Here is a 23460-nt window from a genome sequence, read left to right as displayed (position 1 = left end):
AAAGATGAACAGTGAATAGTAAAAATTCATGATGCTGTGATTAATAGTTGCCAGTAGCTACAACCTTAATCTGGGTAACTAACTGATAACCTAATCAAAAGACAAATTAAGCAACTGCTGCCAAGATATCTTTTTCAGATAGCAAAACATAGTCTTCACCGCCTAGCTTGATGTCAGTTCCCGCATATTTGGAATATAGGACTTTATCTCCTACTTTCACTTCTAAAGGTGCGTAACCGCCATCATCTTTGGGTTTACCAGGGCCAACACCCACAACTTCACCAACTTGAGGCTTTTCTTTGGCTGCATCGGGTAATAAAATACCACCAGCAGTTTTTTCTTCACTGGCGCTAACTTTAATGAATACGCGATCGCCTAGTGGCTTTACAGTTGTAACGTTGATACTAATAGCTGCCATGCAAAATTCTCCAGAATAGATAACTAAAGACTTAAATATTTCGAGTCATACTTCGTAGCAAATGTGAAAGTTGCCTCTTTGTTTAGATTAGCACTCTCACTATCCGACTGCTAATTTAGCTAAACTACGTAACCTCTGGCAACAGTTTTTTTAGTGTGGTTTCCCGTACAAAGTAAGCAGTTATCTACCCAGAAGTGATGGGTAAATAGGTGTCTGGAGATAGGAGCAGGATCGAAGAGATGGTGTAAATTTACATATCTTTGCTGAAGGTTTGAGCGTCAAGCCCAGCAAAAAATCGTCCCGCATATTTAAATCAAATTTAAAGTTGTTCTGGGGGACGATTTGTTAAAATAACGCTCTAAGATTTTTAGGTATAAATTGCTACGCCAACTTTAGCAGCTTACTTAAATAGAAAGCTCACTTAGTTCTCTAGTCATATACTCAAAAGGCTCATCAATAAAGCTAGTATTTTCAACTCCCTGACTGGCTGCCATTTCTTTGAGCATATCCTTCATAATCTGAATGCCTACCACTGTCGGGCCGATTGGCACTCCTAGAGAATTATAAGTTTCTCGCAAACCCTGTAGAACTCTTTCATCTAAAACATCCATACTTCCTGCTACTAAAGCATAGCTAGCATAGCGAAGATAGTAGTCCATGTCTCGTAAACAAGCAGAATAGCGACGAGTAGTATAGGCATTTCCGCCAGGACTAATAAGTTCAGGAACTTCCTCAAATAATTTGAGTCCAGCATCCTTGACAATGGTGGCAGCATTCCCACTAACCATGGTGGCAACAGCTACCCTAGCATTACCCGAAGCAAAAAAGTCTTTAAGACTATCGATTGCATTACGGTCTAGATAACGACCTGCGATATCATAATTTCTAATTAAGTTGGTAACAGCGTCTCGCATCTTCTTTAAATTTCTCCCAACAGCAATTTTTTAAAATTTATCTAATTTCGACTATTAATTTTAGCCTTTAGTTTTTCAGCTATGTCTTAAGCTACTTTTATTAATAATCCCATAAGTCGTAGCAACGGCTACGGTTTACTTTAGATTTTGACATCTTAGATTATCGTTACCTCGACAGTGGAGCAAATTTAAAACAAAGCTTAATCTTGCTTGATTCCACAGCCTTAAAATATTCGGTAGCTTTTGGTGCAAATATAGCCTGAGACAATTGATTTTAATAGCTGAAGTGCCTAAAAGTTATCACTAAACGCTCGACCAATTTTATATATAGCTTTTTGAATCTATTACGTGACAAATTTATGTAACCAATGTTACATTTTACAAAATTGCGACCAAGTACGATCAATTCAACTAAGTATTTATTTGTAAGAAAAATATAACTGTCATGGGATACGAATCTCGCACACAAGCAATTTATCAAATCATCGATCGCGAACCAATTCCTGTTGGCCCCCCATCTCGTTTAGAAGCTCTTTGGGCAGTAGATGTTTTTAGCCTCAATAAAATGAAGCAATGCCTGCCAAAAGCAGTATTTAAATCTTTAAAGAAAACTATTGAAGCTGGTGAACAGTTAGATGTCTCGATTGCAGATACTGTGGCATCAGCGATGAAAGATTGGGCTCTTTCTAGAGGTGCGTCCTATTATGCCCACGTTTTTTATCCCATGACCAATGCCACAGCCGAAAAGCATGATGGTTTCATCTCGATTCAGAGTGATGGCAGTGCGATCGCCGAATTTGCGGGCAAGCTTTTGGTTCAGGGTGAGCCTGATGGTTCATCTTTCCCTAATGGTGGTATCCGCTCCACTTTTGAAGCCAGAGGTTATACTGCCTGGGATGTAACTAGTCCTGCCTATTTAATGGAAACAGACAACGGGGTAACTCTTTGTATCCCGACAATCTTTGTTTCTTGGACTGGAGAAGCATTAGATAAAAAAACTCCTCTGTTACGCTCGATTGGAGCAATGAACAAGGCAGCAACTAGGGTTTTGAAGATGCTAGGTGATACCGATGTAGCTCCCGTAAATTCTAGCTGCGGTGCCGAACAAGAATACTTTCTAGTGGATTCTCTCTTTGCTAATAGTCGTCCCGACTTATTGTTAGCTGGTAGAACTTTATTTGGGAAACCTCCAGCTAAGGGTCAACAGTTTGATGACCATTACTTTGGTGCAATTCCCGAGCGGGTTCAGGTTTTTATGCAGGATGTGGAAAAGAAAATGTACCGTTTAGGTATTCCTGCTAAAACTAGACATAACGAAGTAGCTCCTGGTCAGTTTGAGATTGCACCCTTCTTTGAAGCAGCTAACGTTGCCTCCGACCATCAGCAGTTAACGATGACTTTATTGCGTCAAACTGCGAAAAAACACGGCTTTGTCTGTCTGCTACACGAAAAACCCTTTGCAGGCATCAACGGCTCTGGTAAGCATGTCAACTGGTCTGTGGGTAATTCAACTCAGGGCAATCTACTCGATCCTGGCGATACTCCCCATGAAAATTTACAGTTTTTAGTTTTTTGTGCTGCGGTAATTCGTGGAGTACACAAATACGGGCCTTTAATGCGGGCGGTAATTGCTAACGCCAGTAACGATCACCGTTTGGGCGCTAACGAAGCTCCTCCTGCGATTATGTCGGTCTATCTGGGTTCTCAGCTAGAAGAAGTATTTAATAAAATTGCTGCGGGAGAACTCGACGGCCAATATATTCAAAGTGGCAAGATGAATTTTGGCGTAGATACCTTACCTCCCCTATCTAAGGATGCAGGCGATCGCAATCGAACTTCTCCTTTTGCCTTTACAGGAAATCGCTTTGAGTTTCGTGCGGTAGGTGCGAGTCAATCGGTTTCTGGCCCATTGATTGCCCTCAATACCATGTTGGCAGATTCTCTAACTGCGATCGGCGATCTTTTAGAAGGCGAACTGGCTAAAGGAACCAAGCTTAATGATGCTGTGGTTTCAGTCATCAAAGAAGTAATGCAGAAACATAGTGCCGTAATCTTTGGTGGTGACGGTTATTCCGCTGAATGGCATAAAATGGCGGTGAAAGAAAGGGGTTTAGCTAACCTGCCTACTTCAGCTGAAGCTTTACCCGTACTGAAAGAAAAATATATCGAGGAGCTGTTTGAAAAAACTGGAGTTCTTTCTCCTGTAGAGCTTGAAAGCCGTTTTGAAGTTTATGCCGAGCAGTATGTTCTCTCAATTGAAGTTGAAGCCAAGTTAGTCATCGACATGGCAAAAACAGCGATTTATCCTGCTGCTATGCGCCATTTGGCAGATATTGCTGCCACCGTTGCTGGTTTAGAGGAGATGGGCATTAACCTCAATCAGGATAATATCAAGACAGTTGTTGAGTTGACTAATTCTTTAACTACAAAAGTATCTAAGTTGGCTTCAGCTTTGGCTAAAGAAGATTTTGGCAGCATAGAAGAACATATGAAGTATTCTTCTAGTACTCTTCGTTCTTTGATGGATGATGTTAGAACCGATGTCGATGCTCTAGAAGCCGAAGTTGCTGACGATCTTTGGCCTCTTCCAACTTATCAAGAGATGTTGTTTATCAAATAATAAATAGCATTCCCTCAGCTTTTTAAGCTTGAATATATTTCAGGAGGTCGTAGTATTATCTACGGCCTTTTTTAGTGTTGCTTAATTATTATTTGCTCTAGCTTTTTGTCTAATCAAAAGTTTAAGCCAAGAATGTTTGCTAAAGTTAAAAATACTGTATGGTTTTTGGTAAAGATTACAATAAGTATATACTTTCGACACATAATTTATTGCTAATTATTATGTTTTCCCGATGCTCAACACCAGGTAATTAGGTCTAAAGTAATCTTATATTAGTCTTGATTGCGCCCAATAAAATAGCTCTCAATTATACAGTTATGTGTGATTAAAAATTGTATTTAAAAATACGGCAAAAAATAAAAAAACCAAGCAGACTAGGTAGAATTAAGTTTGCCATTTGACTATAGGCTAGCTATATTTTTTTGAATTAATTTAGAGTCTGACTCAAGGGACTTCAAATTATCTAACAACATCTAACAACTAAAAAAACACTCAAGTTAAAGAACTACTATGAATAAAGGAACACAAGTTGGAAACTTGCTTCCAAGACCTTTAAGAACAGTCTTTAAATCGTTCTCTTTTTCCTGGCTTTTGTGCATTCCTTTGGCGGCAATAATTGTCGTAATTTGGAATACAGCAGCTACAGCGCAGGGACTTGAAGCCCCACAAAGCTTAGAAGAATTAACAGTTGTTGTAAATACAATATTTCTCTTATTTTGCTCGATTCTCGTCATTTCCATGAATGCTGGATTTGCGATGGTAGAAGCAGGATTTTGTCGTCAAAAAAACGCGGTTAATGTTCTAGCTAAAAATTTAATTGTTTTTGCCGTCGCCACTTTAGCCTACTGGGCAGTTGGCTATGCTTTTATGTATGGTGAGGGAAATCCCTTTATTGGATTACAAGGTTTCTTTTTTAGTGGCGATCCTGCTCCTTATGGCAACGATGGCTATCCAGCAGCTGTACCAGAAGCAATTAACTTTTTATTCCAAGTTGCTTTTGCCGCAACCGCAGCAACGATTGTCTCTGGTGCAGTAGCAGAAAGAATCCATTTTGGTGCCTTCCTAATTTTCAGCACCTTACTAGTAGCTATTTCCTATTCGGTTACTGGCCACTGGATTTGGGATGGCGGTTGGCTAGCCGAAATGGGCTTTAGAGATTTTGCAGGTTCGACGGTAGTTCACTCTGTTGGAGGGTGGGCAGCTTTAGTTGGTGCAGCTATGCTAGGCCCTAGACTGGGTAAATACCAAAACGGGAGAATTAATGCTATTCCTGGTCACAACATGGGCTTTGCTACTCTAGGATGTTTAATCTTGTGGGTTGGCTGGTTTGGGTTTAACCCTGGCTCTGAACTTGCAGCTACAGCTAATGTTCCTTACATTGCGGTTACGACTAACTTAGCAGCAGCAGCAGGTGGGGCAGCATCTACATTAACATCTTGGCTCAAAGATGGTAAGCCTGACTTGTCCATGATCATTAATGGTATTTTAGCTGGTTTAGTTGGTATTACTGCTGGTTGTGCAGATGTTAGCTATTTATCCGCTATCATTATTGGCTTAATCGCTGGTGTGATTGTAGTTTTTGCTGTTGGTTTCTTTGATAGTATCAAAATTGACGATCCTGTAGGTGCGACTTCTGTTCACTTAGTATGTGGTATCTGGGGAACTTTGGCAGTAGGTATTTTTAGTACTAATCCAGAACACAATATCGTTACTCAACTAATTGGTGTCCTGGCCGTCGCTGCATTTAGTATCGCTTTTAGTGTAATTGTTTGGAGTATCCTTAAATTCACTATTGGTCTGAGGGTAGATGAAGAAGATGAAAGAAGAGGTTTAGATATCAGCGAACATGGTATGGAAGCATACAGTGGCTTTGTTAAAGAAGCTGATGTGTTATCTGGTGGTGCAGGGATTCCTACTGGCATGAGTTCAGCTGAAACTTCTGAATTTTAATCTAGATCTAAAATATTCATTAATTCATTAAATTAAATATAATTTTGCTTCTGGCGATCGCCATTTCATACCGATCTATGATGGCGATCGCCTTTTGTTCCTGTCAACAAACTCTAGACTAATAATCTGGTACGGTAAAACCTTGAAGAGACTCTGATTCGGTTAGATTTTTGCCTTGGATTAATACCCCATATCCTCCCAAGCCTGTAGGATCGATTAGCTGATGCAAAGCATCGCGACGTTTGAATATTTCAGAAATACTAAATTGACCGCTGGATAATTCATTAAGGCGATCGCCCAAGCCTAAAGCCATTAAGAACAGTCCTTGTTGAGTGAAGCCGATCTTATGCAGATTATATAGTTCCCCATAAAGTTCTAAGGCGGTAAAATTAACGTGAGCAGTAATATCCTGATAGCCCAAATTAGCGTAAGGATTATTGTGACGACGGTGTTGATAATAGCACTGTAGAGTTCCCCGATCGCGTGAGGGAAGGTAATATTTCTCGGCGTTATAGCCATAGTCAATAGTTAATACATAGCCCCGTTTCAGCTTGCTGGCAACAGTTTCGAGCCAATCTAAAGCCTGGAGATTAACTTCCGTGCGATAGCCTTCTGGATATTGCTGCTGTGACAAGTCCACACCTAGTCGCTCAAAGTACTGGGTTAATTTTTCGGTGGAGATGCGATCGCTAATTTCGGTTAATTCGCGATCTTGAACACTTAAATACACTTCTTTTAGTTTTTGTCCTTCCTTCTGTACCAAATGCACGGGAAAGGCATCAACCAGCTCATTCGAGAAAAAACAGCCTTCAATACTTTCGGTCGCTAGATCGGGCCAATTCTTCCACGTCAGATCAAACTCATGCCAAGATTTAAGTCGTTCTTGCTGCTGTTTAATTAAGCTTGGCGATCGCTCAATAATAATATATTTCAAAGCCTTTAAGAAAGACTGATGCTCAGTACCCTGAAAATAATGTAAAATATCTTGTGCTAATTCGCCATTTCCTGCACCCATTTCCACTACAGAGAAAGGATTGGGACAGCCTAGATTGTGCCACATTTGCATTAGTTGCACTGCTAACAATTGACCAAAATCTGAACCCAAAGAAGAAGCAGTAAAAAAATCCCCCTGAGAACCAATGCTAACCCTTGCCGTATAGTAGCCATACTGCTGGTGATATAAAGCTAAAGCCATATACTGAGCAAAAGTAATTTGCTGTGGCGAAGAGCTTTTAATTTGGGTCAGCAGAATCTCCTGTAACTTTCGAGAATTAGAAAATTCTGGCAAACTGATCATAAAATCTGCGCTGACTTTAAGTTATCTCTTTTATTATCCATCCAAGAGGACTATTCTCAAGGTGTCACATTAATACTCGGATATAACCTTGGTTATTGTAAGCTGTGGGGGAATTTAATTACTTTAGACCAAGATTATGCCCTAGTTCCTACTGCAATTCTCAATTATAAGATATGGTGTAAATCGATTTTAACAATCCGTAATGTGAATGAGTGGTTTAAAAAATAAGATTAAAGCAGTAACCTTAGTCGATATACTTCAGACAAGGGCGATGGAGCAGCCTCAGCAGGTAATATACAATTTTCTGCTGGATGGAGAAACACAATCAGTTAGTCTAACTTATGGACAGCTGGAGCAAAAAGCTCAGGCGATCGCTGCCTACCTACAGTCTGTATGTTCCCCTCAAGATCGGGTTTTATTATTATTTCCCGCAGGACTAGATTACATCACTGCTTTTTTTGGCTGCCTCTATGCTGGGGTGATTGCCATTCCTGCTTATCCTCCCCGCCCCAATCGCTCTTTAAACCGCATTCACAACATTTTAAACAACGCCCAGACTAATCTTGCTTTAACTAACAAAGAGACTCTACAAAGCTTGGAGCGTCAATTAGACAGCACTACAGAATTACAGAATCTAGGCTGGATCACCACAGATTCAATTGATGAGAATACAGCAGCACAATGGCAAAAACCTCACCTCTCCACCGAAGATATTGCCTTTCTCCAATATACGTCTGGTTCAACCGCAGAACCGAAAGGAGTCAAGATTGCCTATCAAAATTTACTCCACAACTTAGAAGCGATTCATAACTGCTTTCGCCACTCACCCCAAAGTAAGGGCGTAATTTGGCTACCTCCCTATCATGATATGGGTTTGATCGGTGGCGTACTCCAACCTTTATTTGGCGATTTTCCCGTTACTCTCATGTCCCCCTTGATGTTTTTACAAAATCCCCTGCGCTGGCTTAAGGCGATCGCCAGGGATGGTGCAACTACTAGCGGTGGCCCAAATTTTGCCTATGATCTCTGCGTGCGTAAATTTAAGCCAGAACAGTTGCGAGGCTTGGATCTCAGTACTTGGCAAGTAGCATTTAACGGTGCTGAACCAATCAATCACGAGACTTTAACTAAGTTTGCTGAAACTTTTGCTCCTTATGGATTTAACTATGATGCTTTCTACCCTTGTTACGGCATGGCAGAGGCAACCTTAATTATTTCTGGGGGTTCCAAAAATTCAGCTATTGTAACCAAGACTGTTCAGGGTAAAGCTTTAGAACAAAATAAAATTGTCCTCGCCGACATCAATGAAACTCATCCCCACACTTTAGTTAGCTGTGGTCAAAGTTTAACAGATCAACAATTGGCGATCGCTAATCCTGAAACCTTGGCTAGCTGTCCACCTGGAGAAGTTGGTGAAATTTGGGTATCTGGTGCGAGTATTGCCCAAGGATATTGGCGACAACCAGAGATTACCACAGCTACTTTTGGTGCTTATCTTCAGGATACTGGGGAAGGCCCTTATCTCAGGACAGGTGACTTAGGCTTTATCGACCAGGGAGAGCTATTTTTTACAGGTCGTCTTAAAGATATGATCGTGATTAAAGGACGTAATCATTATCCCCAAGATCTTGAAAAGACAGTGCAAGAAACTAGTGCTTGGATTAGACCAAGTTGTGTTGCCAGCTTCTCTGTAGATCTAGAAGGTGAAGAAAAGCTGGTCATCTTAGCTGAAGTAGAACGGAAATACTGGAGTAGTAATCGGACTAGAACTAAATCTAACAGTAAAACTACCTCGTCAGAAATTATGACAGTCAAAGAACTAACCCAATCGATTCGACGGGAAATAGCTAAAAATCACGACCTCCATGTGCATACTACTCTGTTACTGAAGCCAGGCAGTTTACCAAAAACTTCTAGTGGTAAAATTCAGCGTCATATGTGCCGTGCAGATTTTCTGGATCATCTTATAGAAGGTCTACCCGTATAGAGTATTTATAAGCTATTCTTCGATGACACTCTACAAAATATTTCATCTTATTCCCCAAAATAGCTGTAATAATTAACCAATATTGCTCAACTTTGTAAATATTAAAATTAATCTGGCAAAATCGGCGTTACAAATAACTGTAGAACAGCTCTGTGGTTAAAAGTAATTATGATAGAAAGCAATATAGAATCAATCCTGCAAGAGAAAAGAGTATTTAATCCTCCACCAGAGTTTGCTGCTCATGCTGCGGTCAGAAGTATGACAGAATATCAAAAACTCTACAATCTAGCAGCGAAAGATCCTGCTGGCTTTTGGGCAAAACTCGCGGAGAAAGAACTACATTGGTTTAAAAGATGGGGGAAAACTTTAGATTGGCAACCGCCTTTTGCTAAATGGTTTGTTAACGGCAAAATCAATATTTCCTATAACTGTCTAGATCGACATTTAACTACCCACCGCCGAGATAAACCCGCTTTAATTTGGGAGGGAGAGCCTGGAGATTCCAGAACTTTAACCTATGCTGAACTGCATCAAGAAGTATGTCAGATGGCAAATGCAATCAAGCAGCTAGGAGTTAAAAAAGGCGATCGCGTGGGCATATATATGCCGATGATTCCCGAGGCGGCGATCGCTATGTTAGCCTGTGCCAGAATTGGTGCTGCTCACAGTGTAGTATTTGGTGGTTTTAGTGCCGAAGCCTTAAAATCTCGTCTTCAGGATGCGGAAGCGAAGTTAGTCATTACTGCCGATGGTGGCTGGCGCAAAGATAAGATCGTCCCCCTCAAAGATGCGGTAGATCGGGCGATCGCCCTTGATGTTCCTAGTGTGCAAAATGTTTTAGTGGTGCAGCGTACCCAGCAAGAAATTGCGATGCAGCCAGGACGCGATCATTGGTGGCATGACCTTAAGACACAAGTTAGTAGCAATTGTCCCGCCGAACAGATGGATAGCGAAGATTTGTTATTTATTCTCTATACCAGTGGGACAACAGGTAAACCCAAAGGAGTCGTCCACACTACGGGAGGCTATAACCTTTATACTCATATGACCTTTAAGTGGACATTTGATATTAAAGAAGATGATATTTATTGGTGTACTGCTGATGTGGGCTGGATTACAGGACACAGTTACATTGTTTATGGCCCATTATCTAACGGCGCAACGACGGTAATGTATGAAGGCGCACCTCGTCCTTCTAATCCTGGCTGCTTTTGGGATGTGGTAGAAAAATACAAGGTAACTATCTTTTATACTGCTCCTACGGCTATTCGAGCCTTTATCAAAATGGGCGATGAACACCCAAATCGTCGCGATTTATCATCTCTACGTATTTTAGGTACGGTAGGAGAGCCAATTAATCCCGAAGCCTGGATCTGGTATCACGAGGTAATTGGGGGCGGACGTTGCCCGATTGTCGATACTTGGTGGCAAACTGAGACGGGGGGCTTTATGCTAACTCCTTTACCAGGAGCAACACCAACCAAACCAGGTTCGGCGACTCTACCATTTCCTGGTATTGTGGCAGATGTGGTAGATCTCGGTGGGAATCCAGTTGGCGAGAACCAAGGAGGCTATTTAGTCATTAAACATCCTTGGCCGAGTATGATGCGTACTGTCTATAAAGACGACGATCGCTTTCGTCGCACCTATTGGGAGCATATCCCGCCTAAAGATGGTAAATACCTCTATTTTGCAGGAGATGGCGCACGTAAAGACGAAGATGGCTACTTCTGGGTTATGGGTCGAGTAGATGACGTGATGAATATCTCAGGACACCGTTTAGGTACGATGGAAGTAGAATCAGCCTTGGTATCACATCCTGCGGTAGCTGAAGCAGCGGTAGTATCTCGTCCTGATGAAGTTAAAGGAGAAGATGTCTATGCTTTTGTCATTCTCAATAGCACTCATACTTCTAGTGATGAATTGAAACAAGAACTAAAGCAGCACGTAGTTAAAGAAATCGGTGCGATCGCTCGCCCAGGCGAAATCCGTTTTACTGATGCTTTACCCAAAACCCGTTCTGGCAAAATTATTCGTCGTTTTTTGCGTAATCTAGCAGCAGGAGAAGAGCTAGTGGGCGATGTTTCGACGATGGAAGACCTCAGCGTCCTCGATCAACTGCGTCAAGGCTAAACAATGAACGGTGAGTAGGTAAGGGCGGACGTCCTAAAGGATTCCCTAACCCTAAAGGGTACCGCTTCGCATAAGGGCGACACGGAGTTAGTACCCTTGCGGTATACACCTTCGGACGATGCGACCCTAAAGGGTTAGCTTCGCGTCAGCGAGTCCTAAAGGATAAGCTTCGCAAATGCTTTAGTATAAGCTTCGCGTCGCCGTTCGCTCTTACAGGTAGTAGGTAGTAAGTCGTCCTTTAGGGCAATATAGATCTTAGAGGATATCTGAAAAGTCTAATTGCTACGTTTCCAGTGGGTAGATCCCCCTAAATCCATGCCACTTGCTCTACTTGGGGAGACCCCAAGACCGCAGTGGCTCCCCTTGTTAAGGGGGACTTTGATTCCGATTCCCCCCTTGTTGAGGGGAGGCAGCGCGTTGCGGAGGTTTCCTCCGTTGTAGCGACTGCCGTGGGCTAGGGGGGATCTGCTAGGGTCTAAGCATAACAGAATTGAGTTCTCAGACATCCTCTTAGTAAAAAAACGTCCTAACATTGTCTAGAATCGCTATAAATCAAAACGCGCGGAGTGCCTAAAATTATTCAACCAAGCTTGGGGATTGAACCAATAATTCGTCTAATTGTCCTCGACCATCTAGTTCATAAAGGTCATCGCAACCACCTAAATGGCGATCGTTAACAAAAATCTGCGGTACGGTTCGTCTACCCGATGAACGTTGAGCCATATTATCTCTAGCTTCATTATTACCATCTATCTTGTATTCGGTAAAATTAACGCCCTTCCACCACAACAGCAGTTTGGCACGAATACAAAAAGGACAAGTTGCCCAAGTATAGATTTCGACATTAGCTTTAATACGCTCTGGGTGACGATTTAAAAGAGGATTGAGAAAATCGAGCATTTTATTAGTTGCTATATTTTTATTTTTGTTTATTTTTGCCTAAATTATAGCGATTGTTACTGTGCCTAAGATTTTTGACTGCGTAGCTTATAGAGCGATCGCCTTCGGGAATTTTTGCAGATTTGCCAACGTGATAAAGTTATAGATCTAAGGCATAGTGCCTATTGGTCGAAACTCCCTTGATTACAGACAGTTCAGACCAAGCTATTAAATAGAAGAAAAGCAAATAGATGGACACTTATTTAGTTACTGGAGCAAATCGAGGTATCGGCTTAGAATATTGTCGTCAACTTAAGGAGAAAGGATCTAAAGTAATAGCAGTCTGTCGTTCCGCTGCCGACGAGTTGCAAAATTTGGGCGTTTCCATCAAAACGGATATAGATATTACTTCTGATGAATCAGTTGCTGAGTTAGTCAAAAGTCTCGATGGTCAGTCGATCGACGTTTTGATTAACAACGCTGGTATTTTAGAACCAGTTAGTCTAAATCGCTTGGATCTAAACAGTATTCGTAGACAATTTGAAGTCAATGCCCTGGCTCCACTAAGGCTTACTCAAGCTTTGTTACCCAACTTGAAAAGAGGCTCGAAGATCGCGATCATGACTAGTCGTATGGGTTCGATAGAAGATAATACTTCTGGTGGCTCTTATGGGTATCGCATGTCTAAAGCTGCTCTGTCAATGGCGGGGAAATCTTTATCTCAAGACTTAAAAGCGAAAGGTATTGCTGTTGCGATCCTTCACCCAGGATTAGTAAAAACTCGGATGACTGGTTTTACAGACTCTGGCATTACACCCGAACAATCGGTTAATGGTCTTCTAGCTCGTATTGAAGCTTTGAACTTGGAGAATACGGGAACTTTTTGGCATTCCAATGGTGAAGTTTTACCTTGGTAAATCCGTGATAAATTATTTACCTATCAATCGGTTTAAATAATTAGAGAGTTTACTTTTTAATTCAGGTTCGGTTAAAAGCCCCTGACTCGGACTAAAAAGCAATGTTAGTAAGAAAAAGGCAAAGATGACCATAACGATCGCTGCACCAGAAGGCAGATCGAAATAATAGCTACTATACATGCCAGCAATAGTAGAAACCATCCCAATAATTGAACCTAAAAACATCATTTGGGATAGTTCTTTAACTAATAGATACGCGGTCATGGCAGGGCCTACTAATAAGGACATGACTAGCAATACTCCCACAGTTTGCATACTAGCAACAATAGTTAAGGTGATAGCACAAATTAGACCCAAGTAAAGTAAATTAACTGGCAAACCACAGGCTTTAGCACCTAAAGGATCGAAAGTATAAAACTCTAGTTCTTTATAAAAAAGTTTGGTTAATCCTAAAATAATTACTGTAATAATTACAGTGCGCCAGACATCTCCAATAGTTACCCCTAAAATGTCACCAAAAAGAATATCTCTCAAATTTATTTGATCGGTATTGAGGGTCGTAATTAAAATTATCCCCATCGCTAAAAAACTGGAGAGGGTTAACGCCATCGCTGCATCAACTTTGATCCGCGATCGCTTTTGAATCCCCATGACAACTAAAGCACTTAATACCCCTGCAATAAATGCTCCCAGCGCAATGTTTATTTCTAGGAAAAAAGCGAGGGAAATACCAGGTAAAACTGCATGAGAAATTACTTCACTCATCATGCCCATCTGTTGCAAAATCAGATAGCTACCCACTACCGCACCTAGAATGCCCAACGACAAGCCAATCGCGATCGCCTGGCGCATAAACTCAAATTCTAACGGTTCAATTAACCAACTTAGCATTAATGGGGTGGTTCACAGTTCCTGGTTGAAAATTAAAATACTGGTAAGCTTGGTTGATATTCTCGTTAGTTAAAACTTCTTCTTTTGTGCCAGAGGCAATTAACCGTTTATTGATTAATAATAATTGATCGTAATTATTTAATGTCTCACTTAAATCGTGACTAATCACCAGTAAAGTCTTCTGCTGCGTTTTTAATTCGGCAAAAATGTCAAAAATAGTTGTTTCTGTCTGCCGATCTACATTGTTAAACGGCTCATCAAACAAGAATAAATCTGCTTCTTGAGCGAGCGCTCTGGCGAGAAATACGCGCTGCTGTTGTCCCCCCGATAATTCCCTGATTTGACGCTGACGATATTGCCACATACCGACTCTTTTCAAGGCATTGCGAACCAATAATTTTGATTGCCGACTATGGTTGCGAAACCAGCCTGTAGTTGCTACTCGTCCCATCATCACGGCTCTTTCTACCGTCACAGGATAGTCCCAATCAATTTGCGATCGCTGTGGCACATATGCTACTTTACTTAACTGCTTAGTGACGGGTTTGCCAATCCATTGCGCTACTCCATTTGAATAGGGAATTAAGCCCAAAATAGCTTTAATTAGCGTACTTTTTCCTGCGCCGTTTGAGCCGAATAATCCCGTTAACTGTCCTGGTTGTAGAACAAAAGATACGTTTTCAACAGCTATAGTATGACGGTAGTTGACGCTTAGGTTACAAACTTCCAGCATTAATAGATCGCAATGATAACGGATCTCATTATACCTTAAAATAATTGGAATCATTATCATTCTGATTTATTAGTAGCAATTGATTTTATGTTTAAATTCAGCTTAAAAAAGATTCAGGTTAAATATATTCTCAGTTTAGTCGTTATTGGCACGATCTCTAGTGCGATCGCGGGTAATTTTCAAAGTAAAGGCAACCTAGCTCAGGCAGAGTCAAAGCCTAAAGTAGTTGCCTCTCATAATGTGATCTGCAATTTAGTTCAAACCATTGCTCAAGACACAGTTGATTTAACTTGTCTGATTGATGCCGATCAAGATCCCCATACTTATAATCCTACTCCTTTAGATCGCAAGGCAATTGAAGAAGCCCAATTAATTTTTTATGGCGGGTATGAACTCGAACCCCAGGTAACTAAGTTATTATCAGCTACGAAAACTCCTAAAATTGCCTTATATGAGCAGGTTGTTACTGAGCCGCTGATGGTTGCCGAGCATCATCACCATCACCATGAGTCAGATGAGTTAGATGAGTCAGCAGAAAAACCTGAATTAGAACCAGATCCTCATGTTTGGCACAATATCGAAAATACGGTCAAGATGGTAGAGCTAATTCAGTCAATATTGTTACAAGCTAATCCCGAAGCAGCAGAACAATACTTAGTTAACAGCACCACTCTAACCGAACAACTTTGGCAGTTAGATGCCTGGATCAAAGATCAGATTGCCACGATCCCCGAAGAGCAAAGAGTTTTAGTCACCACCCATGATTCTCTGAGCTACTATGTTAAGGCATATTATTTCAAAGACTATCAGACTCTCCAGGGTTTAAGTGACGAATCTTCCCCTAGTGCTTCTCAGGTGCGCAAACTCTCAGCCGAAATTAAACAAGCAGGAATCCCCACCATTTTCGCCGAAGCTACTGCTAGCGATCGCGTACTACAAAATATAGCTCGTGCTGCTGATGTCAAACTATCGACAGAAAGACTTTATGCTGACGGACTAGGGGAAGCAAAAAGCTACATTGAGATGATGTCTCACAACACCTGTGCGATCGCTAATGGTTTGGGTGGTGAGTGTAAAGCTTTTAGCCCTGGGAAGTAAACAACTAGTAAATTATGGAGATTTTATCCTAAATTACTCATGCTATATTACAGTTTGTACTCGCTGACTTTAGCATGATAATGGGGATGCATTTACTAATACATCCCCATTGATTAAAGATTAGGTTTTGGCTATTTTTGGCTATTTTTTGGTTAGTAGGCAAGAGTCTCTAAAGTTTCTTTAAGGTAACGTCGGACTTGCTCATCTAGTTTTATCTCGCTACTAATGTCTCTTTCTTGCTGCCAACTTTGGAAACCTGAGCTTTTGGAGATCGCCTCTATGAGACTGAACCAAATTTCTTGCTCCTTTTCGTTTGGCGAAGCGATAGTTGAGTTTGTCATGTATATAAAATTTTTATTACTCTATACCTCTTCAGTTTAGCTCAAGTAGATTAAGTATCTGTATTCCTAACGACATAAATCCTCAATTAATTAAATAAATATTAGCAAAGCTTAATTTGTTTCTTGCTCTCTAGTCGGTGTAGTTAACAAGGGGAGTTGACTGACTTTAATTCCCGCAGTCGTAAAATCACTCTTGACTTCTTCTAAACTACATTGCTCAATTTGGGCAAACTCTGATTCACTAGTTAACAAAACCTGAAATGCGCTCAAGGGTATCTGAAGAAAAAGATTGCTACCCAAAAAAGCAATGCTGGCGATCGCTAATCCTAAAATACGCTGTTGAGGTAATAAACTAGCAAGTTCTATTCCTGGCGAAAAATTATATAGCAACCACAGACTAAAAAGCATTAACCCTGTGGCGATCGCGCTGATTACTTTTTGTTGCTTTCTTTTGAACAAAGCCAGAATTTTTCTTTGCTTTTGAGTTAAAAATTCCGGCTGGAGAGCAACAAATAGGACGCTAAATATATTAAACGGACGGTATAGCTGCATTAACGAGACTGGAAGAATGGCGATCGCGATTAGCCAAGGTAATTCTATCAAATAAGTATACCTATCTCCCACCGTTAACCCAATCACCGCGATCGCCAGCATTAAGGGAAATACAATTATGCCCCCAAAATGAATCCATAAAAAAGGTTCAGAACGAGTATTCATTATTCTTGAGCATTAAATAGAAATATAAGGGCGGCTCGCGAGTCGCCCCTACAGGTGATCTAAATGATCTTAGTTGGTTGCCAAAGTACGACGTTTGAACACTAGCTCGTAAGCTTCGATGATGTCACCCTCTTTCCAATCAGAGAATTTAGTTGCACCAATACCACACTCAAAGCCTGTGTTTACTTCTTTTACGTCATCTTTCATACGTTTGAGAGAGCTAAGATCGCCTTCGTGGACAATGTTATTGCCGCGACGAACCCGAATCTTGCAGTTTCTAACTATTTTGCCTGATAAAACATAACAACCAGCAACCGCACCCCGACCGACAGGGAAGACAGCTCTAACCTCAACCTGACCGAGACTTTCCTCCACCTGTTCGGGATCGAGAAGACCTTCCATGGCCCCTTGAATCTCATCTAAAAGCTTATAAATGATATCGTACTGGCGAATATCCACTCCTTCTCGATCTGCTGCCTGTCGCGCTCCTGCTGCTAAGGTAGTGTTGAAGCCAATGATTACCGCTCCACTAGCTGCTGCAAGGTCTACGTCAGTTTCGGTGACTTCTCCTGGAGATGCCATCAGAGTCCGAACCTGCACTTCATTTTGTGGCAACTGCTGTAGAGAACCGAGAATGGCTTCTACAGAACCTTGAACATCGGCTTTGACAATTAGGTTAAGTTCTTTAAGTTCACCCTCTTGAGCCTGGGCTGAGATGCTGCTGAGACTAATTCGGCGCGAAGATAGAGACTGGAGTAATCGAGTGTCTCGTTGAGCAATTGCGCGCTGATCGGCGATCGCTCTTGCTTCTTTTTCATCTTGATAAACATCAAATTCGTCTCCAGCTTCAGGAACTTCATTGAGTCCCAAAATTTCTACGGCAAAAGATGGCGTGGCAGCTTCTACTTTCTTGCCAGTATCGTCAACCATGGCGCGAACTCGACCGAGAACTGAACCTGCAACAATGCTGTCTCCCACTCTCAAAGTACCATTTTGCACTAGTAAGGTTGCTACAGGGCCTCGATTACGGTCTAGATTAGCCTCAATTACCGTTCCTTTGGCAGCACGGTCTGGATTAGCTGAAAGTTCTTCCACTTCCGCCACCAGTAGGATCATCTCTAGTAATTCGTCTAGGTTATCTCCTTTAAGCGCACTGACGTGAACCATGGTGGTATCTCCACCCCAGTCTTCTGGAACTAGACCCTGATCCGTCAATTCTTGTTTAATGCGATCGGGGTTAGACTCTGGCTTATCTACTTTATTAATCGCCACAATCAGCGGTACTTCAGCAGCTTTTGCATGGCTAATTGCTTCTTTGGTTTGAGGCTGAACTCCATCATCCGCAGCAACGACCAAAACGGCGATATCGGTAACTCTAGTTCCTCTAGCACGCATAGCGGTAAAGGCTTCGTGACCAGGAGTATCGAGGAAAACAATCTGTTGCTGTTTACCATTGTGTTCGACATCTACATGATAAGCACCAATATGTTGTGTGATTCCCCCAGCTTCTCCAGAAGCGACAGTACTCTTGCGAATCGAGTCTAGCAAAGTAGTCTTACCGTGATCTACGTGACCCATAATGGTCACTACAGGAGGACGAGGTTGAAGATTCTCTAAATCATCAGCATCCAACATTTCTGTGTTTTTAATTGCTGCCGATTTTTCTTCAGGAGTTTCCACGATCACACCCAACTCTTCAGCCACCGAACGAGCGGTTGCCAAATCTAAGGTTTGAGTAATGTTGACCGAAATTCCTTTAAAGAACAGATTTCTAATAATATCTGTCTCAGGAGTATTAAGCCTGTCTGCTAAATCCCGAACAGTTAAATTATCTGTCAGAATAATCGACTCTGATAGAGTAGGGACGGCTTTCCCTTTGGTTTGACGCTCATTCTTTTGAGTCTTCTCAGTTTTAAAGGATGGCTTCCGTGGCTTCTTGTTGACAGTCGCTGCTGGCTCGTGCTGCATTGACTTGGGCTTAGCAGGGCGCGCCGTAGACAAGCTGAAGGCCTCATTGATCTGAACTGCATTAGCATCAGAATCATCAAAATCTTCGTCATCCAAAATCGGCTTGGGCCCACGACGTTTCTTCGCTGCTTTGCCTTTACCTAACTTAGCTTGCTTACTTTCATCCTCTTCTTCGTTTTCCCACTCTTTTACTTTCTTCGGAGGAGCAGGACGCTTCAGGCGAGTAACTTTTTTAACTTCTAGATCGTCCGATTCAACATCATCACCATCGAGATTTTCGACTATTTCTTCATCTTCTACCTCATCTTTTGGCGCTACTTTAGCCACTGCTTGAATCTTCTGGGGTCTTTGATTCAGCTTAGGCAGGGGTGCAATAACTTTTTTCTTCTTTTCTTCTGGCTCTGGTTCTTCTATTTTGTTCTGAGGTGGCTCTATAGAGCGAATTTTTGGCTTGCTGGGAGACTGAATTAAATTTCGGCTAGCTGATTTTTTCGCTTGAGGTCTAGAAGGTGGCACAGTCAACCTAGGTGGTTGAATTGAACCCACTTTAGTTGAAGATTCTGATTCGACATTGGGAGCAGTGGATGTTAGCGCTTCATCTTGCTCAAAACCAGATTCAGCTGGGGAAGGTTTGGCTGGCGTTGAAGATTTTTCAGTAAACCTTCCCGAAGAATTTGGTGCTTGTGGTCTAGAAGGTGGCGCAACTAATTTAGGCGATTGTCCATGAGAATTTGCTGCTTGAGTTCTCGAACTGGGGTTCGAGTTGTCAGTTCGATGATGTACAGCTAAGATTTGCTGTTTGCGTTTGGCTGGGACTTTCAGAGCTTTATTACCTTTTTTCTGAATATCATTGTTGTTCTCGGTGCGAGGGGACTTTGTCGCTACCGATCTAACTCTTTCTGCATCATCAACCGTAATTGTACTACTGTGGCTTTTGACTGCAATATTGAGTTGTTCGCAAATTTCTTTAATATCTTTATTGTCCAAATTCAATTCTTTCGATAATTCGTATATTCTAACTTTGCCGTTGTTCATCCACTATGCCCCTCAGTTGACTATTTGTATTTTATTTGACCATTGGTTTATCCATGTAGTCCTTCATGTGTTTAGGTTTTGGTCACAGATTACCTTGATTAGGCTATGTATGACCATCGATGTAAGTTGATTAAATCTATCCTTGGATTAGGATCTAAATTAAACCATAAATAATCAGAGCAAGTTTCAGATTACAGCTAATAGTAATTTATCCATAGCTCTATTTTAAAGAAAAACATCAAATTATAGATCTAGTCTAAGATTTTATTTTTAACAATTTATATTTTGTCGCTAAACTCTGACCAGATCAGCTTAAACGTTCTTGTAAATTTTGATAAATATCATCAGGCACTTTGGTTCTCAAAGCACCTTTAAGGCGGTTTTTACTTTTGGCTGTGGTTAGGCAATGAATATTGGGGCATAGGTAGGCAGAACGTCCCATTCCTCGATCTAACTGAACGGCGTAACTAGATGCTACGCGCACGACGCGCCAAAAAGACTGTTTGGGGGCAACTTTTCGACAGCTCACACATTGACGATAATTGATCTGATTCAAACTTTGGCAATTTTTTAAGATTTTGCTCAGATTTAGGTCTGGCTAGATGGACAATTAGAGCAGGTTTGCGCACTGGAAACTAAACTCTAGCGTAGCCTAATCTAACTTAGCGACGCTAGATTTATCTGTTAAGTTACTGGCTCTTCGGTAGATTCGGTTTCTGGTTCAACTAATTGAGCGGCTTCTGCAAGCTGAGGATCTTCCGCCACAGCTTCTTCACTGTCCACGTCTTCAGACTCAAATTCCTCTTCAGCAGAAGCATTACTAGCTTGAGATGATTCTGCTTGGGCTGCCCATTTTGCCATTTCTGCCTCTTCATCAAACTTAGCAATATCTTTGATATCGATTTTCCAGCCAGTGAGACGAGCTGCCAAACGAACATTTTGTCCTTCTTTGCCGATGGCTAAACTTAATTGGTCTTCAGCAACTAGCACAATTGATTGTCTATCTTCCGTATTGGCTAAAACTACCCGATCTACTCTGGCAGGACTAAGCGAATTTGAAATATAGGTGGCAGGATCGGGCGACCAACGAATCACATCAATTTTTTCCCCTCGTAGTTCATTAACCACGGCCTGAATTCTAGAACCCCTTGCGCCAATACAAGCTCCCACAGGATCGACATCTCGCTCCACAGTATCAACAGCAATTTTAGTACGAACTCCTACATGACGAGAGGGAGGATGAGCCTCTCTGGCAACAGCCACAATCCGAACAATTTCCTCTTCTATTTCAGGGACTTCGTTGCTAAATAGCTCGACGACTAGGCCTGCTGTAGCCCGAGAAACCATCAACTGTGGCCCCCGATGGGGCGTATCTCTAACAGTTTTCAGATAGACTTTAAAAGTTGTGTTGGAGCGATAGGTATCGTTCGGTAGCTGTTCCCGTTTAGGCAATTCGGCTTCAACTTCTGGCTGTCCTAGTCCACTAGTAACCGCGACAATTGCTGATTGACGCTCAAAACGAACTACTCTAGCCTGTAGTACTGTATCTTCCAGGTCTTGGAATTCTTCTTGAATCAGTTTGCGCTGTTGATCTCTTAGTTTTTGGAGCAGAACTTGCTTGGTTTGAATTGCTGCCATGCGTCCAAAGTCTTTTTGCTCTGGGGTGACATCTACCAATACTGAGTCTCCAACTTGAATCTCTAAATCGTCTACCTGCTCTTGAACTTCGCTGAGGGCAATTTGATGATCGCGATCTTCAATCTGGTCTTTACTGATATCAACAATCACTTTGGTTGTTAAAATTTGAAATCCTTCTTCTTCTGTGTCTAGCTGAACATTGAAGTTTTCAAAATATTCTTCGTCAAACTCTTCATCACGAGCTTTAGAACGACGAAATTTTTCATATCCTTTAATAAGTGCTTCTCTTAAGGCTTCTTCAACAGAGCTACCTGGTAGATTATATCTTTGACTAATTTCTTCAATGGTTGCCCTCAAGCCAGGCAAACTTACTATAGTCATGGGGTACTCCTAAATAGTGAAATAAATATTTGGATGGCTGATATTTTGTTGAGCGTAAAATGTTTGGTTTATTCTGGGTTATCCATCATCAAGTTGTACCTTAGCAATCAATTCACGGGGAATGGCGATCGCTTTTCCCTTATCATTAATGTGAATTGTCGTTTCATCTCGATGTTGCAGTCGCCCTTGCCATTGTTTTTTGTTTTTATAAGGAGCAAATGTTTTGATGGTTACGCCAAATCCCTTGAAAGCTATGAATTCGCGATCTGTAGTTAAAGTGCGGGAAACACCAGGACTGGAAATTTCGAGAACATAGGCCCCAGGAATAATTTCTGTTAGGTCTAGCTTTTCTTCAAGCAGACGGCTCATTTGTTCGCAGTTTTCCAGGCTAGTATCCCCCTCAGAATTCCTCACGTCTATTCTCAGAATTGGCGGTGTTTTATTAGTCTGGAACACAGCGTCTACCAACTCTAGGTTGAGATCTTCAGCCAAGGGAGATGCTAGTTCAATAATTTGAGGCACAAGAGGATGAGTCATGTTGAGCAAAAGATTTGGTTTTGCGCCAACTAACTTAGATGGTGAGTTGGAACTATGATTGATTTTGACAACAAAAAAAGCGGGCAAACCCCACTTCCATGTTAAATATCCTTGCAGGCAGAAAATTATTAGTTTATTCCACCAACATTTCTGCAATACATCATACCAATAAAATCAAAATTGCGACAATTATTCGTCAGCAGCGGTTTAGATTTGCCATTTGCTCTTAGTTGATGGCTAATGAGCGGTCAAATTAATGCCAATTCCTTCTTGCAAAGAGACACAGTTGAACAATAGTTAACCTAAGTGTCTGAACTTAGGCTAAACACTGAACTACTGTGTCTCTCTAACTAAACTTGCTTAACAAATTTAGAACAAGCCTAAAGTTAAAGACTCGTCAATTGGAAAAGTTGCACCAATTCCTAACCAAATAGTTACGGCAGTTCCAAATAGGAATGCTGTAGTTGCTACAGGACGACGGAAAGGGTTTTGAAATTTATTGACGTTTTCGATGAAAGGAATCAACATTAAACCTAAAGGTACTGCTGTTTGGGCAGCAATTCCCAACAGTTTACTAGGCACTACCCGTAAAATTTGAAATACAGGGTACAAATACCACTCAGGCAAAATCTCTAAAGGTGTAGCAAAAGGATTAGCAGGCTCGCCTATAACCGCTGGATCTAGTACTGCCAAGCTAACAACTAGGCCAATAGTTCCCAAAATTACTACAGGGAAAATGTATAACAAATCATTAGGCCAAGCAGGTTCACCATAGTAGTTGTGACCCATACCTTGCGCTAATTTAGCGCGTAAAGCGGGATCGCTGAGATCTGGCTTTTTTAATGTGGACATAATGTTCTCTCCTAAATTTACTCAAAATCAGCTGATGAAATAAGCAAAATATTAGCTATTTTAACTGTTCTTCGCTGTATTCAAAGTGGCACATTTATTGTATAAAAATATTTTATAAATAAAGTTAAGTAGTTGTAATCTACCTCTGTGCCAA

General features: G+C 41.4%; 19 protein-coding genes. 6 read left to right on the top strand and 13 right to left on the bottom strand.

What is annotated here, in order from left to right; genetic code table 11:
• Window positions 1-106: 106 nt before the first annotated feature.
• On the bottom strand, window positions 107-418 hold the full coding sequence (gene groES, locus KME09_12700) for a co-chaperone GroES (protein MBW4534785.1): 312 nt from the start codon (window positions 416-418) through the stop codon (window positions 107-109).
• Between the two features lie 404 nt (window positions 419-822).
• Entirely contained in the window at window positions 823-1332 is a 510-nt protein-coding gene (gene apcB, locus KME09_12695) for an allophycocyanin subunit beta (GenBank protein MBW4534784.1), read from the bottom strand.
• A 445-nt stretch (window positions 1333-1777) separates the two neighbouring features.
• Here apcB and KME09_12690 point away from each other — a divergent pair, with 445 nt between their 5' ends.
• Together KME09_12690 and KME09_12685 are read left to right on the top strand one after the other, a co-directional pair.
• Window positions 1778-3952, top strand: coding sequence for a glutamine synthetase III (locus KME09_12690; protein MBW4534783.1), 2175 nt, complete (start codon window positions 1778-1780; stop codon window positions 3950-3952).
• 510 nt (window positions 3953-4462) lie between these two features.
• Window positions 4463-5902 (top strand): ammonium transporter, encoded by a 1440-nt coding sequence (locus tag KME09_12685; protein MBW4534782.1) that lies wholly within the window; start codon window positions 4463-4465, stop codon window positions 5900-5902.
• A gap of 118 nt (window positions 5903-6020) precedes the next feature.
• On the opposite strand, the gene KME09_12680 is transcribed toward KME09_12685, so the two are convergent.
• On the bottom strand, window positions 6021-7199 hold the full coding sequence (locus KME09_12680; GenBank protein ID MBW4534781.1) for a class I SAM-dependent methyltransferase: 1179 nt from the start codon (window positions 7197-7199) through the stop codon (window positions 6021-6023).
• Between the two features lie 208 nt (window positions 7200-7407).
• On the opposite strand from KME09_12680, the gene KME09_12675 reads away from it, so the two are divergent.
• Window positions 7408-9186 (top strand): fatty acyl-AMP ligase, encoded by a 1779-nt coding sequence (locus KME09_12675; GenBank protein MBW4534780.1) that lies wholly within the window; start codon window positions 7408-7410, stop codon window positions 9184-9186.
• Between the two features lie 168 nt (window positions 9187-9354).
• Window positions 9355-11319, top strand: a complete 1965-nt coding sequence (gene acs, locus KME09_12670; protein ID MBW4534779.1) for an acetate--CoA ligase — start codon at window positions 9355-9357, stop codon at window positions 11317-11319.
• Window positions 11320-11895: 576 nt separating this feature from the next.
• Here the strand turns inward: acs and grxC are convergent.
• Window positions 11896-12219 (bottom strand): glutaredoxin 3, encoded by a 324-nt coding sequence (gene grxC, locus KME09_12665; protein ID MBW4534778.1) that lies wholly within the window; start codon window positions 12217-12219, stop codon window positions 11896-11898.
• 230 nt (window positions 12220-12449) lie between these two features.
• On the opposite strand from grxC, the gene KME09_12660 reads away from it, so the two are divergent.
• Window positions 12450-13115, top strand: coding sequence for an SDR family oxidoreductase (locus KME09_12660; protein ID MBW4534777.1), 666 nt, complete (start codon window positions 12450-12452; stop codon window positions 13113-13115).
• Between the two features lie 12 nt (window positions 13116-13127).
• Here KME09_12660 and KME09_12655 read toward each other — a convergent pair whose 3' ends face one another.
• Together KME09_12655 and KME09_12650 are read right to left on the bottom strand one after the other, a co-directional pair.
• Complete coding sequence (locus KME09_12655; GenBank protein MBW4534776.1) at window positions 13128-14006, bottom strand: metal ABC transporter permease; 879 nt, start codon at window positions 14004-14006, stop codon at window positions 13128-13130.
• The gene (locus tag KME09_12650; GenBank protein ID MBW4534775.1) at window positions 13987-14739 is read right to left on the bottom strand and encodes a metal ABC transporter ATP-binding protein; all 753 of its coding nucleotides are present in this window, start codon (window positions 14737-14739) and stop codon (window positions 13987-13989) included. The genes KME09_12655 and KME09_12650 overlap by 20 nt, the downstream gene beginning before the upstream one ends.
• A gap of 87 nt (window positions 14740-14826) precedes the next feature.
• On the opposite strand from KME09_12650, the gene KME09_12645 reads away from it, so the two are divergent.
• Window positions 14827-15837, top strand: coding sequence for a zinc ABC transporter substrate-binding protein (locus KME09_12645; GenBank protein MBW4534774.1), 1011 nt, complete (start codon window positions 14827-14829; stop codon window positions 15835-15837).
• 152 nt (window positions 15838-15989) lie between these two features.
• Here the strand turns inward: KME09_12645 and KME09_12640 are convergent, their stop codons facing one another.
• The 7 genes from KME09_12640 to petD form a co-directional block, all read right to left on the bottom strand.
• Window positions 15990-16178 (bottom strand): hypothetical protein, encoded by a 189-nt coding sequence (locus KME09_12640; protein ID MBW4534773.1) that lies wholly within the window; start codon window positions 16176-16178, stop codon window positions 15990-15992.
• Window positions 16179-16289: 111 nt separating this feature from the next.
• Window positions 16290-16895 carry a low-complexity tail membrane protein gene (locus KME09_12635; protein MBW4534772.1) on the bottom strand — a complete coding sequence of 202 codons (606 nt, stop codon included), beginning with the start codon at window positions 16893-16895 and terminating at the stop codon, window positions 16290-16292.
• A gap of 69 nt (window positions 16896-16964) precedes the next feature.
• Window positions 16965-19898, bottom strand: a complete 2934-nt coding sequence (infB, locus tag KME09_12630) for a translation initiation factor IF-2 (GenBank protein ID MBW4534771.1) — start codon at window positions 19896-19898, stop codon at window positions 16965-16967.
• A gap of 307 nt (window positions 19899-20205) precedes the next feature.
• Window positions 20206-20454, bottom strand: coding sequence for a YlxR family protein (locus tag KME09_12625; protein MBW4534770.1), 249 nt, complete (start codon window positions 20452-20454; stop codon window positions 20206-20208).
• 128 nt (window positions 20455-20582) lie between these two features.
• Complete coding sequence (nusA, locus tag KME09_12620) at window positions 20583-21917, bottom strand: transcription termination factor NusA (GenBank protein MBW4534769.1); 1335 nt, start codon at window positions 21915-21917, stop codon at window positions 20583-20585.
• Window positions 21918-21995: 78 nt separating this feature from the next.
• Complete coding sequence (gene rimP / locus KME09_12615) at window positions 21996-22454, bottom strand: ribosome maturation factor RimP (GenBank protein MBW4534768.1); 459 nt, start codon at window positions 22452-22454, stop codon at window positions 21996-21998.
• A gap of 369 nt (window positions 22455-22823) precedes the next feature.
• Window positions 22824-23306 (bottom strand): cytochrome b6-f complex subunit IV, encoded by a 483-nt coding sequence (gene petD, locus KME09_12610; protein ID MBW4534767.1) that lies wholly within the window; start codon window positions 23304-23306, stop codon window positions 22824-22826.
• Window positions 23307-23460 lie beyond the last annotated feature (154 nt).

Source organism: Pleurocapsa minor HA4230-MV1 (genome assembly GCA_019359095.1).
GTDB lineage: Bacteria > Cyanobacteriota > Cyanobacteriia > Cyanobacteriales > Xenococcaceae > Waterburya > Waterburya minor.
This window is presented reverse-complemented; position numbering and strand designations above follow the sequence as displayed.